General features: G+C 68.2%; 16 protein-coding genes. 4 read left to right on the forward strand and 12 right to left on the reverse strand.

Annotated elements, in window-relative coordinates; translation table 11 throughout:
• The first annotated feature begins 84 nt into the window (after positions 1-84).
• On the forward strand, positions 85-477 hold the full coding sequence (locus tag ACVCMC_RS09340; protein WP_447097055.1) for an MAPEG family protein: 393 nt from the start codon (positions 85-87) through the stop codon (positions 475-477).
• A 158-nt stretch (positions 478-635) separates the two neighbouring features.
• Here ACVCMC_RS09340 and ACVCMC_RS09345 read toward each other — a convergent pair whose 3' ends face one another.
• From ACVCMC_RS09345 to ACVCMC_RS09370, 6 genes are all read right to left on the reverse strand, one after another.
• A complete protein-coding gene (locus ACVCMC_RS09345) occupies positions 636-1262 on the reverse strand; it encodes an OmpW/AlkL family protein (protein WP_447097056.1) in 627 nt (208 codons plus the stop codon).
• 330 nt (positions 1263-1592) lie between these two features.
• A complete protein-coding gene (locus ACVCMC_RS09350; protein WP_447097057.1) occupies positions 1593-2417 on the reverse strand; it encodes a DUF6671 family protein in 825 nt (274 codons plus the stop codon).
• Between the two features lie 17 nt (positions 2418-2434).
• On the reverse strand, positions 2435-3352 hold the full coding sequence (cysD, locus tag ACVCMC_RS09355) for a sulfate adenylyltransferase subunit CysD (protein WP_447097058.1): 918 nt from the start codon (positions 3350-3352) through the stop codon (positions 2435-2437).
• On the reverse strand, positions 3349-4353 hold the full coding sequence (locus ACVCMC_RS09360; RefSeq protein WP_447097059.1) for an L-threonylcarbamoyladenylate synthase: 1005 nt from the start codon (positions 4351-4353) through the stop codon (positions 3349-3351). The genes cysD and ACVCMC_RS09360 overlap by 4 nt, the downstream gene beginning before the upstream one ends.
• Complete coding sequence (locus tag ACVCMC_RS09365) at positions 4350-6866, reverse strand: YbcC family protein (protein WP_447097060.1); 2517 nt, start codon at positions 6864-6866, stop codon at positions 4350-4352. Before ACVCMC_RS09365 ends, ACVCMC_RS09360 begins: the two co-directional genes overlap by 4 nt.
• Positions 6867-6876: 10 nt before the next feature.
• A complete protein-coding gene (locus ACVCMC_RS09370; RefSeq protein WP_447097061.1) occupies positions 6877-8463 on the reverse strand; it encodes a proton-conducting transporter transmembrane domain-containing protein in 1587 nt (528 codons plus the stop codon).
• A 104-nt stretch (positions 8464-8567) separates the two neighbouring features.
• Here ACVCMC_RS09370 and ACVCMC_RS09375 point away from each other — a divergent pair, with 104 nt between their 5' ends.
• Complete coding sequence (locus ACVCMC_RS09375) at positions 8568-9464, forward strand: LysR family transcriptional regulator (RefSeq protein WP_447097062.1); 897 nt, start codon at positions 8568-8570, stop codon at positions 9462-9464.
• 90 nt (positions 9465-9554) lie between these two features.
• Here ACVCMC_RS09375 and ACVCMC_RS09380 read toward each other — a convergent pair whose 3' ends face one another.
• Positions 9555-10322 carry a MipA/OmpV family protein gene (locus ACVCMC_RS09380; protein ID WP_447097063.1) on the reverse strand — a complete coding sequence of 256 codons (768 nt, stop codon included), beginning with the start codon at positions 10320-10322 and terminating at the stop codon, positions 9555-9557.
• A 234-nt stretch (positions 10323-10556) separates the two neighbouring features.
• On the opposite strand from ACVCMC_RS09380, the gene ACVCMC_RS09385 reads away from it, so the two are divergent.
• Entirely contained in the window at positions 10557-11282 is a 726-nt protein-coding gene (locus tag ACVCMC_RS09385; RefSeq protein WP_395116868.1) for an SDR family NAD(P)-dependent oxidoreductase, read from the forward strand.
• A gap of 163 nt (positions 11283-11445) precedes the next feature.
• Complete coding sequence (locus tag ACVCMC_RS09390) at positions 11446-12114, forward strand: oxidoreductase (protein ID WP_447097064.1); 669 nt, start codon at positions 11446-11448, stop codon at positions 12112-12114.
• A 74-nt stretch (positions 12115-12188) separates the two neighbouring features.
• Here ACVCMC_RS09390 and folE read toward each other — a convergent pair whose 3' ends face one another.
• The 5 genes from folE to ACVCMC_RS09415 all read right to left on the reverse strand — a co-directional run bounded on the left by folE (position 12189) and on the right by ACVCMC_RS09415 (position 17006).
• On the reverse strand, positions 12189-12914 hold the full coding sequence (folE, locus tag ACVCMC_RS09395; protein WP_447097065.1) for a GTP cyclohydrolase I: 726 nt from the start codon (positions 12912-12914) through the stop codon (positions 12189-12191).
• Positions 12915-13037: 123 nt separating this feature from the next.
• Positions 13038-14072: a ferrochelatase gene (gene hemH, locus ACVCMC_RS09400; protein WP_447097066.1), complete on the reverse strand. Its 1035-nt coding sequence runs from the start codon at positions 14070-14072 to the stop codon at positions 13038-13040.
• Between the two features lie 49 nt (positions 14073-14121).
• Complete coding sequence (locus ACVCMC_RS09405) at positions 14122-15651, reverse strand: cryptochrome/photolyase family protein (RefSeq protein WP_447097067.1); 1530 nt, start codon at positions 15649-15651, stop codon at positions 14122-14124.
• A gap of 18 nt (positions 15652-15669) precedes the next feature.
• Positions 15670-16431, reverse strand: coding sequence for a hypothetical protein (locus ACVCMC_RS09410; RefSeq protein ID WP_447097068.1), 762 nt, complete (start codon positions 16429-16431; stop codon positions 15670-15672).
• On the reverse strand, positions 16428-17006 hold the full coding sequence (locus ACVCMC_RS09415) for a lipocalin family protein (RefSeq protein ID WP_447097069.1): 579 nt from the start codon (positions 17004-17006) through the stop codon (positions 16428-16430). Before ACVCMC_RS09415 ends, ACVCMC_RS09410 begins: the two co-directional genes overlap by 4 nt.
• Positions 17007-17025: the final 19 nt, after the last annotated feature.

Consider the following 17025-nt stretch of genomic DNA (forward strand, 5'->3'; position numbering starts at 1 on the left):
GGCTGGCAACGTACAACACCCATGGCCCGCCGGTGGCGTGCGTGGCCGCGTCTTGACGTTGTGGACCTGCCGGGAGAGTTGGAGATGACGACTGAATTGCAGATGCTGGGCTGGTCGGTGCTGCTCGGGATCGTTTACGTGCTGTTCGCTGCCGCGCTGGGCACATGGCAGCGTGGCCTGCGCTGGAATGTCGGCAACCGCGACGGCGACCCCGAGCCGCTTCGCGGGCCCGCCGCACGCGCCGCCCGCGCCAGCCACAATTTCCTCGAGACTTTCGCCTTCTTCGCCGCGGCGACCTTGGCGGTCGTGGCGACGCAGCAGACCGATGCGCATACCGCGATCGGGGCGCAGGTCTACTTCTGGGCGCGACTCGCGTACTTGCCGATCTATGTGGTGGGTATCCCCTACCTGCGTACGGCCGTGTGGGCCGCCAGCCTGTGGGGCATCCTGCAGATGGTGGAACCCTTGCTGCGCTGAACCCGGCAAAACCCCGGACCACTGCATGGAGACGCTCCGAGCGTGCGGCCAGCTGCTTGTCGTCCCGGCGAGATGAGGCATCCAGCGTCCGACAGACCTGGAGTCCCGGCTTGCGCCGGGACGACGAGCGGCTTCAGGCGATGCCGCGGCAGCAGACGTCAGAAGCTGTAGCCGACGCTGATGCCGTAGATCCAGGGATCGACATTGGCTTTGCCGATGCCTGCTCCGTTGAGCCTGACGTCGCTGCTCCAGTCGAAGTACTTTGCGTCGGCGCGCACGAACACGTTCGGCGTGGCGTGGAAATCCAGGCCCAGCTGTCCGACGAAGCCGCTGCCGTCCTTCACGTCCAGGTTCGTGCCCGCGATGGGTCCCGTGGTGCGTTCGTCGCTCACGTTCACCCAGCCATAGCCCAGGCCGACGAAAGGCTGCCACGCCTGGTCGGCGAGGAAGTGGTACTGGGCGGTGAGCAGCAGCGGCATGTGCTTGATGGTGGCGGACTTCGCGCCATCGAGCTTCACGTCGTGCTCGAACTTCACGAGCGGCAGCCACAGCTCGGCGCCCCAGTTCGGCGCGAAGCGATAGCCCAGCGTGAGGGTCGGCTCCCAGTCATCGCCGATGCTGGAGCGGAACGCGCCCGCCAGGACGCCGTTGCTGCTTTTGGGCGCGACACCGTTGTAACCCACCGCGCCGTAGAAGCCTGGCGCGCTGTAATCCTGGGCCCGGGCAGTACCGGCACCGGCAACAGCCAGAGCGCAACCGGCGACAATCAAGGGCAAAACTTTCATGTTGGCATCTCCAATGAGGTGACAGACTGGTTCGAGACTCTCGAGGAAGGAGTCCTGCTTCGCGCTGGGAAATGCCCCTACGCGAATGCCTGTACGGTCACCCGCAAGTTTTGGACTGAATTCGTGCTGAACCGAAGCCCGGCCATGCGGCAGGCCATGAACCGCCGTCGCCACGCACGGGGCCAGCGGCACGCATCCATCGCCAGCTGCTGGCCGGGTTGGCGCGGCAATCGCAACCTGCACATCGATCGCAGACCGGCCCGGGTTTTCCTGATGGCGGCGAAGACGTTGCCGGCCTGGTCGAATGATCCGGCGCAGGCGTCGTCCCGGTCACGGATTGCAGCAATCGCAGAAACCCGGGTCCGCCCAGGCCTCCCGCGCGAACTGCTCGCGGCGAAATCCACACCCTGCGCACACCTCGATCATGGCGCGGGTTGCGGCCGTGGCCGCATGACAGGACGCGCAAGGCAGGCCGGCGATGCGTTCCGTGGCCACGAAGCCGCGTCGTCCGCAGCGCGGGCAACAGGATCTGCAGCGCCGCACGAGATCGATGGCCGCACGCCTGATGGCGCGCATCCGGGTCGGGTTGCGGCATGCGCGCATGTCCGTCTCCACGCAGGCTGCGCCACTGATGGCAATCGCATCGGCAACGTTGGCCAGCAGTTCCTCCGGGCTCATGTTGTCCTTGCGCAGCAACACCGCTGGATCGGGCTTGCCATCGACTGCCGCCGTCACGATCACTCCGTGCGCGGGAAAGCCGATGCCTTCGGCAAACTCCACGGCGGAGCGCGCATCCACCACGACGCGCTGGGCGTAATTGGTGCGCGGCGTGGTGTGCGTTCCGACGATCTCGACACCGTCGCGACGGTCCAGCAGCATCACCAGCTCGGTGTCCAGAGGCACGAACGGCACGTGCGGATGGGGACCGAAGCTGCCCTCGCTGGCAACACCTGCATGCATCTCAGGCATGCATTCCAGGGCAGCGGCGATCTTGGCTCGGGCCGTTGCGAGCGGAGTATCCCGGCGAGGAATGTCACGACTGAAGGTACCGAACCGATCGGTGTCGAAGCCGGCCAGCAGTTGCGGTTGCAGGCCCAGGGCGCCCCTAAGCAGAGGGCCGATCACGGCCTCCTTGCCGTGCATGGTGGCGATCACGACACGATCCAGTGGCATCAGAAATAGCCCTCGCGCTTGTGCCTCTCCAGACTTCCGCTTGAATCCCGGTCGACCAGCCGACCCTGGCGTTCGGACAAGCGTGACGCGATGGTCTCTGTCAACACGGCCTCGAGGTCCGCCGCATCGGACTCCATGGCCCCGGTCACCGGCCAGCAACCCAGGGTGCGGAAACGCACGCGGCGAAGACCTGCCCTCTCGCCGGGCCGAAAGCGCATGCGCTCGGGCTCGTCCACCACGATGAGCGCACCATCGCGCCGAACCACCGGCCGCCACGCCGCAAAGTACAGGGGCGCCAGCTCGATCTTCCTCAGCATCGCGTACTGCCAGATGTCGAACTCCGTCCAGTTGGACAACGGGTAGACGCGCAACGACTGCCCGTTGGCCATGTCGGTGTTGAACAGCTTCCACAGTTCCGGTCGCTGCCGGCGAGGGTTCCATGCGTGTCCTCGCTCGCGCAGCGAGAACACGCGCTCCTTCGCACGCGACTTCTCCTCATCGCGACGCGCGCCACCGAACACCACGTCGTAACCGCCTGTGTCCAGGGCCTGCTTCAGCGCATCCGTGCGCATGGCCGTGGTGTAGGCATCGCCATGATCGAAGGGATTCACGCCGGCCGCCCTGCCCTGCTCGTTGGCGTGGACAAGCAACCGGAAACGATGCTTGCGGGCGAAGCGATCGCGAAACATGAGCACGTCGCGGAACTCCCAGGTGGAGTCCACGTGGAGCAGCGGCAGCGGGGGCGCTGCGGGGTGGAAGGCGCGCGCCGCGAGACAGGCGAGCGCGGTGGAATCCTTGCCGCCGGAAAACAGCAGTACGGGCTTTCGCGCCTGGGCCACGGCCTCGCGCAGGATGAAGACAGCCTCGTTCTCCAGGTCCGCCAGATGACCGGTTGCCAGGGCAGGCGCGCTGGTCATGCGAGCGCATGGCCAAGACCCGCCGCCCGCCACAAGCGGTCGCGCAGGGCATGGTTCAGTCCGCGGCCATCCGGCGGCACCACGATCAGTACGGCGAGATCCAGGTCATCGGCTTCGCGCAGGCGCCGGTACAACTGCTGCGCCTGCTGGTCCGGGGAGTGCCCCATGGACAACCACGGCACGTGGGCCGGCCAGCTGCCGGCACGCCGCTCGGAGAGCACGCCCACGCGAGCGCTGAGCGCGGTGTATTCGGCGATGCGTTCGGGCACCTGTTCCATCGATGCCAGCACCACGCGGGCGTTGGGGGCGTAGTGAAGCTTCATGCGGCCGGGGCTGCGTATCGACGTGTCGATGGGCGACTCGACCGGCTTGCCGGTCACCCGCTCCAGGTCCTCCCCGGTGATCGCACCGGGCCGGAGCAGCCGCGGCAGGCCGGTGGAAAGATCGACGATGGTCGACTCGATGCCCACGCGGCAGGGGCCGCCATCCAGCAGCACCTCGACCGCATCGCCAAGCTCTTCCCGGACGTGCCGGGCGGTGGTCGGACTGATCTTCTTGTGCCGGTTGGCAGAGGGCGCAGCGATCCCCCCGCCGAACGCTTCCAGCACGTCCAGCGCCAGCGGGTGTGCGGGCACGCGCAGCGCCACCGTATCCAGGCCGCCCGTCACGCCGTCGCTCACCGTGGCGGCGCGGGGCAACACCAGCGTGAGCGGGCCAGGCCAGAAGGCTTCGGCAAGGCTCCATGCGAGCGCGGGAATGTCCCGCGCCCACTGCGCCAACTGGGCGGCCCGATGCAGGTGCACGATGAGCGGATGGTCTGCCGGGCGCTGCTTGGCCGCGAAGATCTTCGCGACCGCGGCGGGGTTGCCGGCATCCGCGCCCAGTCCGTAGACCGTCTCGGTCGGCAGGCCGATCAAGGCGCCGCGGCGCAGCGCATCCACCGCGTCGCGCACGCCAGCACTCCCGGAGAGCCTGATGTCTTCCCGATCCTTGATGTTCATGCCGCGTCCTCCCAGGTCAGATGGCCGGTGTAGCGATGCATGGACCCTGGCTTGTCGCCGAAGGCGAACAGGTGGGCCCAGCCGTGGTCGAACAGGTGCCGCACGGCTTCATGCCTGGCGACGATGGCGTTGATGGCGTCCAGCGGAGCGGCGATGACGACGGACAGCCGCAGCGGCTCATGGACATAGCGCTTGCCGTCATGCAGCGACTGCCATGGCAAGCCGGTGCGCAGGTCGCCGCCATTGCCCTCCAGCACGCCCAGCTTGCCGACCACGTTGTGGAGCGTCTTGTTGCCGCTTCCGAAGACCCGGTTGTCCACCGCCGAGCCGTAATACTGCAGGCTGATCCACGCGCCCACGATCATCGGCGCGGTCATGATGGATTCCAGGGTCTTGAAGCCGTCATCGCGCTGCCAGTCGTAGGAATTGAGGAAGGCACGCCCCGCCAGGTCGAGGCCCGCGGTGCGGCTGCGCGGGGCGATGATGTATGAGGCGCAACCCGCCAGGCCCCACTCCGGCCGTACCTCGCTCCAATCCCTGCTGCGCGCCAGGACCTGGTTCTCGATCGAGCGCCGGTCGTGCAAGGTGAGGATGGCGGCACGTTCCTGCCGGGTCACCCGGCCGGCCTCGGCCAGCGCTGCCTGCAGTCGGGCCAGGTCGTCGGCATGCGTCGCCGGCAAGCCGTCGGTGTCGAAGATCGTCACCTGGTCGGTGGTGGTGTCGTGCAGCGCGCCGAGGAAATGTGTCTCGTCGGGAATCACCGTGCCGCGTTCTGCCAGGGCCTGGCGCACCTGGCGGTCGTTCAGCACCGCAGCCGCCACCCGCGCATTGGCGTCGCCCGCGTGCCCACCGCAAGCCCCGCAATCCAGGCCGCTGGCATGCGGGTTGTTGACCGAGCTGGCGCCGTGCCCGACGAACAGCACCACGCGCGCGAACTGCTGCCGCAGCGACATGGCGCGCAGGGCGCCCTCTGCCAGCGCGACCCTGGTTTCCAGCGGCATGCCGGTGGCGCGGTCGTTCGCGGTCGAGGGCGTGATGTCCGGCGCCAGTCGCGTGAGTGCAGCGGCGTCGATACCGCGCTCCGCCGGGTGCGCTTCGGGCCGGGTGAAGCCCAGGCTGTCGGCGATGAGCTTGCCGGCGAATTTCCATCCCATCGCTTCGACGAAGGTGAACGACGACACCGCGGCCAGCTTGAACCAGCGCCATTGGCCGATGGCGCGAAGCCGCCGCCGCCGCCGCGTGGCGATGTCGGCCTGCTGCTGCGCCGTCGCACCCCCGACTGTCTCGTGCACCGTCAGGCCGGGTGCCAGCAGCACCGGGCAGCGGGGACCACCCTGGCCCCGGGCGAGCGGCACATATTCCATCGGCATGCCGAAGAATCCGGCCATGCCCAGCGTCTCCACGCCGGGCGCCACCTTCTCCAGCGCACGCCGGAAGGTTTCGGAGCGCACGTCGATGCAGAACACGGCCTGCACCGCCGGGCGCATGGCGATCACGGATGGCCGCGGTGCGGCGAGCTTGGCGAGGAAGCATCGCTGCCAGGCGATTTCGTAGGCGTCCTGCAGGATTTCTTCCAGCGTCGGCGCGGCCGGCTCGTTTTCGCGGGCCGATGCAGCGAAACAGGCGCGGGCCTGCTCCCATCCGGCCGCCAGTGCGGCGACCGGCTGGCACGTTTCCAGCAGCGCCACCTCGAAAGCCAGCCGTATCGCCAGCAGTTCGAGCAAGGTGTCGTCGCGCCGCCCCGCCAGCTCGCTTTGCCAGACCTGGTAGCGGGCGTAGCCGGCCCAGCCGCCCACGCTCATCAGCAGCCGGTGGAAATAATCGGCAAGGCCCGGTTCGTCCATCTTCAGGCGGGCCGCTCCATGGGCGATCATCGCTTCGGCAGTGGCAGGAAGCGCGCCGATCGTGCGGTGGAATCCGGCGAGCCCCATGACCTGGGGCGTGCGATCGATGGCGGCCTCCTCACGCCAGGCCGCATAAGGGCCCAGGTGCCGTGTCGACGCTGGCCACAGCGCCTGCCCCGCGTCGAAGTAGCCGGCCGCCCACAGCGAGACCCGCTCGCCGGCAAAGCTGGCCCAGTCCCGTCCGGTCAGCTTGCCGGCGACGTCGGCAACGGTCGGCAGCGGCGCATGCGTTGCCACATCCTCGGTTTGCAGTTGGCGGCGCAGCGCCGCGACGTCGAGGGTGCGAGGGGCGGCACTTCCCTTGCGCAGCAGGGCCTGGCCAAGATCCCGGTCGGTGATGCGACCCTGGGCGATGGCGTCGCGGTAGAACGCGCGCGGCATGGTCATGCGGGCGCCTGCCACCTCGGCCATGACGCGCGCGACCTCGCCGAAGCGGCGGTCGGCCATGCCGAGGAAGGGATTGACGGCCACGAAATTCTTCAGCGGCCACAGTGGCGCGATGCGTCCACACGCGCGCTGCGCGGCTTCACATGCACGCCCTGCCCCGATGTCGGAGGAAGGTGGGATGGGATCGGCTTGTTCCCTGATCTTCAATGCGATGGCGTTCATGGGCGGCTCCTCAGGCGATGGTCCGGGCGTGATGGCGCGCGTCTTCCCGACGCAAGGCACCCACCAGGCGATTGAAGATGGCGTTGACGTAGAGGCCGTTGGCCAGGTGGACGCGTGCCGCCCGCCAGAGCGGCCGCTGGTTCCACAGCACGACCAGGCTTTGCAGCACGGTGACCGCGGTGAACGATGCGATGGCCAGCCCCATGATCAGCAGGCCCGTGCCGTCGGGCCGGGGAATCGCCGGCAGGCTGCCGGCGGTCAGCCGCGTGAAGGCGGTTTCCAGGATGAAATAGGCCAGCGTGGTTCCGGCGGCCCCGAGCAGGGTCTGCACAACCAGGCGGGTAGTAGTGGCCCCTTGCAGTGACGATGCCAGCAGCATGCTGACGCCCATCACCAGGATCGCGCCCAGGGTCAGCACGGCAGGCTCCGCCCGCACGAAGGTTCCGAATACCCAGGCAAACAGCACGTAGATCGCGGTCGCCAGCAACAGGCTCAGCAGGACGGGGCGCAGGCGCGGCCTGGCGAAACGCGGCAGCGTCTCGGTTTCCACCACGCCCCCGGCCGAGAGGAAGGCGTGGGCCTTGTACAGCGAATGGGCGACCAGGTGAAGCAGCGCGATCGCGAACGCGCCGAGCCCGCATTGCAGTGTCATGAAACCCATCTGCGCCACGGTCGAGAAAGCCAGCGATCCTTTCACGCTGGTCTGGGTCAGCATCACCACGCCGCCGAACAAGGCGGTGAAGCCGCCCACGATGGCAACGCCGTGCAGCGTCGGCATCGAGAGCACCATCACGTCGGCAAAGCGGATCAACAGGAATCCACCCGCATTGATGATGCCCGCATGCAACAGGGCCGACACCGGCGTCGGCGTGTCCATCACCTCCGGCAGCCAGCCGTGGGTGGGGAACTGCGCCGACTTCATGAGCGCCGCGACACCCAGCAGCAAGGCCGCCAGCGAGAGTGCGGGCGGCGCGGCGTCGGCGGCGATGGCCTGCGCCCGGGCCAGCACGGTGGCCAGGTCGGTCGTGCCGAACGTGGTCACCAGCAGGGCGGCGGCACCGAGCATGCACGCATCACCGAGGCGGGCGGCGAGGAACTTCTTGCGGGCGGCGATCCTTGCGGGTCGGCGCTCCGGGTAGAACACCAGCAAGCGGTGCAGGGAGAGGCTCATCGCCACCCACGCAACCACCAGCTGCACGAGGTTGCCCGCGAAGACCAGCAGCGTCACGGCTGCCAGCGTCCGGCACAGGCCGGCCATGAAGGCGCCCTGGCGCGGCTCGCCGTCCATGTAGTTGCGGCTGTACTGGACCACGACGACGCCGACGAAGGCGACCAGCAGGAACATGGTGCAACTGATGGCATCCAGCCTGACCGACAAGCCGATGCCATTGTCTCCCAGCAACCCGCTGGTGGCCGGGCCTTCCCACGCGGTCAGCAGGCAGGCCAGCACCGCGAGCACCAGGCAAAACCACGTCGCCAGGCGGCTTGCGAGAAGCATGGCGTGCGGCCGACGAGGTCCCGGCCGTGAAGGAAACAGGGTCGCCAACAACAGGCTGGCGGGGGCAAGCAGAAACAGCGTCGCAAGGGCAGGCAACATCAATCACTCCGCGGTCAGGTGAGCCGCGGCAAGCCTACGCTTCGCGCATCATTCTAAAAAATTCATTTAACGAAACCTGTCGATATACAAAATAGAATGATTGCATGGCCGCACTGAACTACAACCACCTGCGCTACTTCTGGGCAGTCGCCCGCGAGGGAAACCTCACCCGCGCCGCGGAGAAGCTGCTGATCTCGCAGTCGGCGCTGTCGATCCAGATCAGGAAGCTCGAGGGTCAGCTGGGACAGGACCTGTTCGAACGCAGCGGGCGGCAACTCGTGCTGACCGAGGCCGGGCGCATCGCCTTCGACCACGCGGAATCGATCTTCGCCACCGGCGGCGACCTGCTCGCCACGCTCAAGCAGCGCTCCGGCGGCCGGCGTTCGATACTCAGGGTCGGGGCCTTGGCCACGCTGTCGCGCAATTTCCAGATCGGCTTCCTGCGCCCATTGCTGGGACGCCGGAATGTCGAGGTCATCGTTCGCTCGGGGACCACCGCGTTCCTCTTGCAAAGCCTGGAAGCCCATCGGCTGGACGTGGCGCTGGTCAATGTCGCGCCCGCCCGCGATGCGGCCACTCCCTGGGTTTCCCACGCCATTGCCGAACAACCCGTCAGCCTGATCGGAACGCCGAAACGCATCGGCAAGGGCGGCACGCTGAAGACACTGCTGACCAGGCAACCCCTCGTGCTGCCGACGATGGAGAGCAGCGTACGCATCGGATTCGACGCGCTGGTCGAACGCATGGGCTGGAAAGTGCGGGTGGCGGCGGAGATCGACGACATGGCGATGCTGCGACTGATCGCCCGGGAGGACGTCGGCCTGGCGGTGGTTCCGCCGATCGTGGTCAAGGATGAATTGAGCAGCGGCCGCCTGGTGGAGGTTCACCAGTTGCCGCAGCTCAGCGAGACCTTTTTTGCCGTCACCATGAAGCGGCGTTTTCCCAATCCGCTGTTGCGCGAGCTGATCCGTCCACGTACGGCGCTTGAGCTCGCCGATTAGCGCGGGCGTCCGCCGGGCGACCCGAGGGACATCGACCGCCACGCCGTCGTGCATGTGCCGCCATCCGCCGGCAACGGAATCTGTTCGGCCTCAGAAGGCGTAGACGAAACCCGCCAGCACGGTGCTTGCCGAGGAGCGCTCCACCAGCGGACTGTCGGTGATCGCGCGAGGCAGCCGCTGGTACTTCAGGGCACTCCAGAACGTCCAGCGGCGACCCATCGGAGCCACCGCGCCGAGGCTGGCTTCCGGCACCAGCACGCCGGGAACGGCATAGGGCCCCGGTGCGCCGTTGGCTGCCTCGGAGGGGCGGATGCCGTAGTAGTAGTCGGCGAGCCGGGGCGACCACCAGCGCACACCCAGGCCGGGCGTGACGCGCCATTTGCCGAACCGCAGCGGGTAGCCGTACTGCATGGCGAGCTCTTGCCCGCGGCTTCGCGACAAGGCATCGGTCAGCACGGTCAGCTGCAGGTTTCCCAGCCTGCCGGAGCGGGTCAACACGGCGCCGACATCCATGCTCCGGCGCCGGTCCCGAAGACCGTCCAGGGGAATGTCGTCGGCATCGAATCCGTCGAGCCGTGCCTGCGCCACCAGGTCCAGCCGCCAGTCGTCGCGTTGCCAGGCATGCCAGCCGAGTTGCAGGCCGCGCAGGAAGGCGTGCTCGCCTTCGTAAGCCGCCGCGGGAACCACCAGCTGGCGACGGGAGGAACCGGCATAGCCACCGTTGCTGACCAGCGCGATGGCACCGGCTTGCCAGCCTCGCTGTACCCGGCGCGAGGCCGTCTCCCCGGCGGCGAAGGCCTCCGAGCAGCACGCGCAGAGCAACCCGGCAACAACGATCCAGAGGAAGGGGGGAAGCATGGGTCGGCACTCCGGTCGGATGGGGAAGGCAACGCTCGCCTGCAGACGTTGCCACGCAGAAGGGCATATCCATCCATACGGAGCGCGTCCACCGGCGGATGCGCATTCACCGGCGATGAAGGACGTCCGCGACGCTGATCGTTCCCCGTGCTTCTCCGCCGGCGCTGCCGAAAGCCTTGCATCCATTCGCACCGGATCTCCGTACCTGTAATCAGGCACCCACAGGCTCTGGCCATGTCCTCATCCATACTCATCTACGGCGCCACCGGCGGCGTCGGCGCATGCCTGGCCCGGCTACTCGCCGATACGGGATCGCAGTTGCACCTGGTGGCGCGCCATGAGGAGACGTTGCGACCATTGGCGCAATCCCTGGGGGCGACATGGACGGTGGCCGACGTACTGGATGAAGCATCCTTTGCGGCGGTGACCGAGGCTGCGCCCGCGAGCCTCGACGGCCTGGTCTATGCGGTCGGCAACATCGCGGTGAAGCCGATCTCGCGCGTCTCCGAAGCTGACCTGGCCCACGATTACCGGCTGAACGCGATCGGCGCCGCGCTGGCCGTCCGGGCGGCCCTGCCGTCGCTGCGCAAAAGCACCACCGGTGCGTCCGTGGTGCTGTTTTCCTCCGTAGCAGCATCGCGCGGCTTTCCGTCGCATGCGTCCATCGCCATGGCCAAGGCGGCGGTAGAGGGTCTGACCCGGTCGCTTGCCGCCGAACTGGCACCCGCGGTGCGGGTCAACGCGATTGCGCCATCGCTCATCCGGACGCCGCTGGCCGCACGCATGGTGGCCAACCCGAAGCTTCGCGAGGCGTTCGCCGCCGCCCATCCCCTGGGCCGCCTGGGAGAACCCGAAGACATCGCCCAACTTGCTGCCCACCTGCTCTGGCCACGCTCCGGCTGGATGACCGGGCAAGTGATCGGCGTGGATGGCGGGCGCGCGGCCATCGCCGGAAAGTGACCGGAGCAGGCAGCGCAATGCGCAGCAATCGCGAGTTGCCTGGCAAGCCTGGCGTGCACCCTCGCCGCGGTGTCCACGGGTGCGGAAGATGGGCACGCGGGCCGGCCGGGGTGGAATACTGGTCCAGGCGCTGTCGATGGCGGGCCTGCCCGGGAGGTCACCCATGAAGATACTGCTGGTCGGAGCGAGCGGACTGGTCGGACAAGGCGTCCTCAAGGTGCTGCTGCAGGACGCCGAGCGGCCCGGGGTGACGTTGCTGGTCCGCCGCCGGTCGCCAGACGTGCCGCAGGGAGTGCGCGTGCTGCAAGTACCGGAACTCCGCGACAAGGCACTGGAAGGACTCGACCTTGGCGGCATCGATGCCTGCCTGTACTGCGCCGGGCCATTGCCCCTGCTTCTCTCGGAAGCGGCCTATCGCGAGGCGACGGTGGCCACCCTCGAGTGTGTGTCGCGGGCCTTTGCGCGCGCCAATCCGCGAGGACGGATGATCTATGTCTCCGGCGCCGGCGCCGACATCCGCAGCCGCTTGATGCCGTTGCGGATCAAGGGCGAGGCCGAGCAGGTGCCCGGCCGCTTCGCGCTGGCCACCACGGTACTGCGGCCCGGTGCCATCTGCCCCGTGCAGGGCGAGCGGTCTCCGCATCGCGCGCGGCGGGCACTCTATGCGCTGGCCGGTCCCGTGCTGTCCGTGGCGGTGCGCCTGATGCCCGGCAGCTTCACCACGAGCGCGGCCGTGGGAAGGTGCATGCTGGCCATGGCGAGGGCCGAGACCTCAGGGACCGGGATGGTCGTGGTCGAGAACAGGCAGATCAACACATTCGCCGCGCCCTGATCGGGTCCGGGGTGGTTTGCGCGGAGCGCCCGGCAAGTTTCGTGCAGCCGGGCGGCCATGCACGACGGCGAGGCTCAAGCCCTGCGCTCGGCCAACAGGCTCAGGAATTCCTTCCGCAACGAGGTGTCCTCGAGGAAGGATCCGCGCATCACGCTGTTCACCATCCTGGCACCATCGTCTTTCACGCCGCGCCAGTGCATGCAGTAGTGGTCCGCCTCCAGCACCACGGCGAGGCCGTCGGGCCGCAGGCGTGTTTCGAGCAGGTCGGCGATCTGCACCACCGCTTCCTCCTGGATCTGCGGCCGGCTCATCACCCAGTCGATCAGTCGCGCGTACTTGGACAAGCCGATCAGGTTGGATGCGGCATGGGGCATCACGCCCACCCACACGCGCCCCATGATCGGGCACAGGTGGTGCGAGCAGGCGCTGCGCACGCGCATCGGCCCGACGATCATCAGCTCGTTCAGATGCTGCACGTTGGGAAACTCGGTGACCTCGGGCGCGGCCCGATAGCGGCCCGCGAAGACCTCGCGCACGAACATCTTGGCCAGCCGCTTTGCGGTCTCGCGGGTGTTGTGGTCGTGCTCGACGTCGATCACCAGGGCGCGCAGCAGCGCGTCCGCCTTGTCGGCCACCTCCCGTTGCAGTTCGTCCAGCTCGCCGGGCCGGATGAACTCCGCCACGTTGTCGTTGGCGTGGAACCGTGCGCCGGCCTCGCGCAGGCGGTGGCGGATGCGGTCCGAGATGGCGGTGGCATCGGCATGGCGAATGGATGCCACATCGGAGGGTGCTGTTTGCATGATCAGGCCTTTGGCAGCGGCGGATGGCGTCGTGCGCTGTCGAACCCGAATGCCCGGCATGCACCATCAGCTCATACGCAGCACCGGGCCATCCGGATGCATGCTTGCCGTCCATCGACGGATTCAGGCGGCCAGGGGTTTGCCCGAAGGCTGTCGGGAGAGCGCCGCGACGGCATCGACCCACTGTGGCTGGTCATTGAGGCACGGGATCAGGGTGAGCTCCTCGCCGCCGGCGGCGAGGAAGGTTTCGCGTCCGCGGATCCCGATCTCCTCCAGGGTCTCGATGCAATCGGCCACGAACGCCGGGCAGGCCACGAGCAATCGGCGTACGCCCTGCGCAGCCAGCTCCTTGAGCACGACGTCGGTATGCGGTTCGATCCACTTCGCGCGGCCCAGCCGCGACTGGAACGCCAGCGACCAGCGCTCGTGCGGGACGCCGAGTGCGGCGGTCAGGCGCTCGCTGGTGCGCACGCATTGGGCGCGATAGCAGCGCTCCAGCACGTTTGCCGGAGGCTCTAGGCAGCACGACGGACCGCACAGGCAGTGCCGGCCGGTCGGGTCCGCCTTGCGGATGTGACGCTCGGGCAGGCCGTGATAGCTCAGCAGCAGATGGTCGTGCGGCTGCGCCAGATAGGGCCGCATGCTGGCGCCGAGCGCGGACAGGTACTCCGGCCGGTCATGGAACGGCGCAACCAGATCCAGCTGCAGCCGCAGGCGATGGCGCTGCAGGGTCTGCCGCGCCTCTTCCAGGACCGTGGTGACGGTGCTGTCGGCAAACTGCGGATACAGCGGCAGCAGGGTCGCGCGTTGGATGCCGCGGCGGGCGAGGTCGCACAGCACCTTCTCGATGGAGGGTTCGCCGTAGCGCATCGCCAGTTCCACCGGCGCGCCGTGCCAGCGTTCGGCCACCCGCGCCTGCAGGCGTCGACCGATCACCAGCAGCGGCGAGCCTTCGTCCCACCAGATCGAGCGATAGGCCGCGGCCGATGCCGCCGGACGCGTGCGCAACACCAGCGAGACGATCAGCCGGCGCAGCGGCCACGGCACGTCGATGACGTGGCGATCCATCAGGAACTGGTCGAGATAACGCCGCACGTCGGCGACGTCGGTGGAGGGCGTGGAGCCGAGGTTCACCAGGATCAGGGCTTGGTCGGGCATCGATGGTTTTCCGGTGGAGGCAGGAAGCGGGTGCGAGGTGCGTTGCCGGTCACAAGGCGTCGAGATCGCCGAGCACGGCCTCGGCCCGCCGCTGCACTTCGGCGCGTTGCGTGGACGGCATGCGCTCGAGCTGGCGCAGGGCCATGCCGAGGCGCGGATGGGATGCCAGTGCGCGGTGATGGCGTGCCAGGAAATCCCAGTACAACGCGTTGAACGGACAGGCGCGTTCGCCGGTGCGCTGATCGTGCCGGTAGCGGCAGCCGGCGCAGTAATCGCTCATCCTGTGGATGTAGTTCGCCGACGAAACGTAGGGCTTGGTGGCCAGCAGGCCACCATCGGCGAACTGGCTCATGCCCAGCGTGTTGGGCAACTCCACCCACTCGAAGGCATCGACGTAGATGCCGAGATACCAGCGGTGCACCTGTCCGGGGTCCAGGCCGGCCAGCAGCGCGAAGTTGCCGATCACCATCAACCGCTGGATGTGGTGCGCGTGGGCATGCTCCAGCGACTGCGTGATGGCCTGGTGCAGGCAGTTCATGCCGGTGGCGCCGGTCCAGAACCAGGCCGGCAGATCGCGCCGGTGGCCGAAGAAGTTGGCCTCGGCATATGCGGGCATGCGCGCCCAGTACACGCCGCGCACGTACTCGCGCCAGCCGAGGATCTGGCGGATGAAACCCTCGACCGCCGCCAGCGGCGCGCGACCCTCGCGCCAGCACGCTTCGGCGCGTTCGATCACCTCGCCTGGCGAAAGCATCTTGACGTTGAGCGCGAACGAGATCAGCGAATGGAACAGGCGCGGCGCCTGCGTGCTCATCGCGTCCTGGTAGTCGCCGAAATCGGCGAGCCCGTCGCGCAGGAAGGCATCGAGCTGGCGCAGCGCCTCGTCCCGGTTGAGCGGCCAGCGAAACGCTCCGGCTTCGGGCGCCCCGAAGCTTTGCACGCCGGCGGCCGCGATGCGCCGCCACAGCGCGCGGTGGTCGTGCGACGGTCGCGCATCGGCCGGTTCGGACGGCGCGCCTGGCCAGCGCCTGCGATTGTCGGCATCGAAGTTCCATCGGCCGCCCACCGGCCGCCCCTGCATGTCCAGCAACACGCGGTGCTTCGCGCGCATGTGCCGGTAGAACAGCTCCATCTTCCAGCGCCGTCGACCGGCAAAGAATGTCGCGACGTCGTCGCGGCGGGTCAGGAAGTGCTCGCTGTCCACCTTCCGTGCGGGGATGCGCAAGTGCTGCGCGTACTCCGCCAGCTGCCGGTCCAGGCGCCACTCGTCCGGTGCCTGGTACTCGAACGTGCGCACGCGGTACTCCCGGATCAGCTGGTCGAGGTTGGCGGTGATCGACTGACGGTTGGCGACGTCGTCGATCGCGAAGTAGCGCACGCGATGGCCGCTCGCCTCCAGCCCGCGGGCGAAGTCGCGCATGGCGGCGAAGATCGCCAGGATCTTCTGCGCGTGGTGGAGGGCGTAATCCGTTTCCTGGCGGACTTCCATCAGCACGTAAAGCACGTCGGGATCGCTGGCCGCGAACCAGGAATGTCCGGGGTCGAGCTGGTCTCCCAGCAGCAGACGCAGCATGGTCATGGGGCGTGGCCGTCCGGTTCAGCGCGCCGTGGGCGAAGTCGCCGCCCGGCGCTGGCGCAGCGTCGAGACCAGCGACACCAGGAGCACCGCCACGGCCAGCAGCAGGGCCACGCTGGCGGCCGCATCCGCGCCGGCCAGGCCGGCGCTGCGCTGTTTCACGCATACCCCCAGCAGGCCCCACAGCGCCGCCAGCGCATACCAGGGATTGCCGCGCATGCGCACGATCATGGTCAGTACCAGCGCCGCCGCCAGCGCGAACAGCACCAGCGTCCACGCCAGCATGTCCGCCACCGGCAACAGGCGGAACGCCACGATCACCTGGGCCAGGTTGAGGAACACCGCCAGCGACACCCAGCCGGCGTGCAGCGACAGCGGGATCCACTGCCACCACGGCCCGCGCGCGTGGCCGGCGGTGTGCGACGCCTGCCAGGCGGCTGCGAGCAGGCACGCCAGGCTGGCCCAGATGACGAACAGCGCGAGCCAGAACCACTGCTGCGAGAACACGATCATCCATGCCGAGGTCAGCGCGAAGCCGGCCGCCGTCAACCCCCGGATGCGGCGCAGCGCCGCCGTGGCGTGCCGCTCGAACAGCTGTCGCGTGCCGAAGATCGCGTCCAGCACGAAGATCGGCCCCCAGATGGCGAACGCGTAGCCGGCGGCCACGATCAGGGTGGGATAGCGATCCGAGATTTCGCCATTGGTCGGCCCGAACGCGCCGGTGTTGGACAGCCAGGCGACGACGGGCATCGCCCAGGCGAGAAAGGCGACGAGGTATTTCACGGGCATTCTCCAGCAAAGCGATCGCGGTCTGCGCCAAGCTCGGGCCAGCGCTGGGGCACCCGGCGGATCGCGGTCGGGTCATACCCCATGGCGGACGCCCGATCGAGCATGGCGGCGTAGTCGGCCTCCGACACGGTGGGCGTACGGGAAAGGAACCAGAGATAGTCGCGCGCATCGCGCACCACCATCGCCTGGGTGCCGTCGGCCTTCAGCCAGCCGACCAGATACCGGGCGCTCAGGAAGGCGAAGAAGCGTACGCGCCATTCGCCATGGCCGCTGCCCTCGACCACGCTCGCAGTCGACTTGAACAGCCTTGCCGGCGCGTCGAAACCCCCGTGGCGCTGGCGCAGCCAGATGCAGAGTGAGCCGTCGTCGTTGCGCCGGAAGGTTTCCACCGCGTTGTAGCTGTCGCGCTCGAAACGGGGCGTGATGGCAGCGAGGACATGCCAGCGCCCCAGGTAGCGACCCACATCCGCGGTGTGCACCGGCCGGATCGGGTCGAACTGACGCGCACGCGCCGCCGGCGTGGGCAGCACCCACACGGCGAGGAGCGTCAGGATGAGCAAGCGTTTCACCCGGGGCAACCTCGTCTGC

The organism is Rhodanobacter sp. UC4452_H20 (assembly GCF_052978205.1).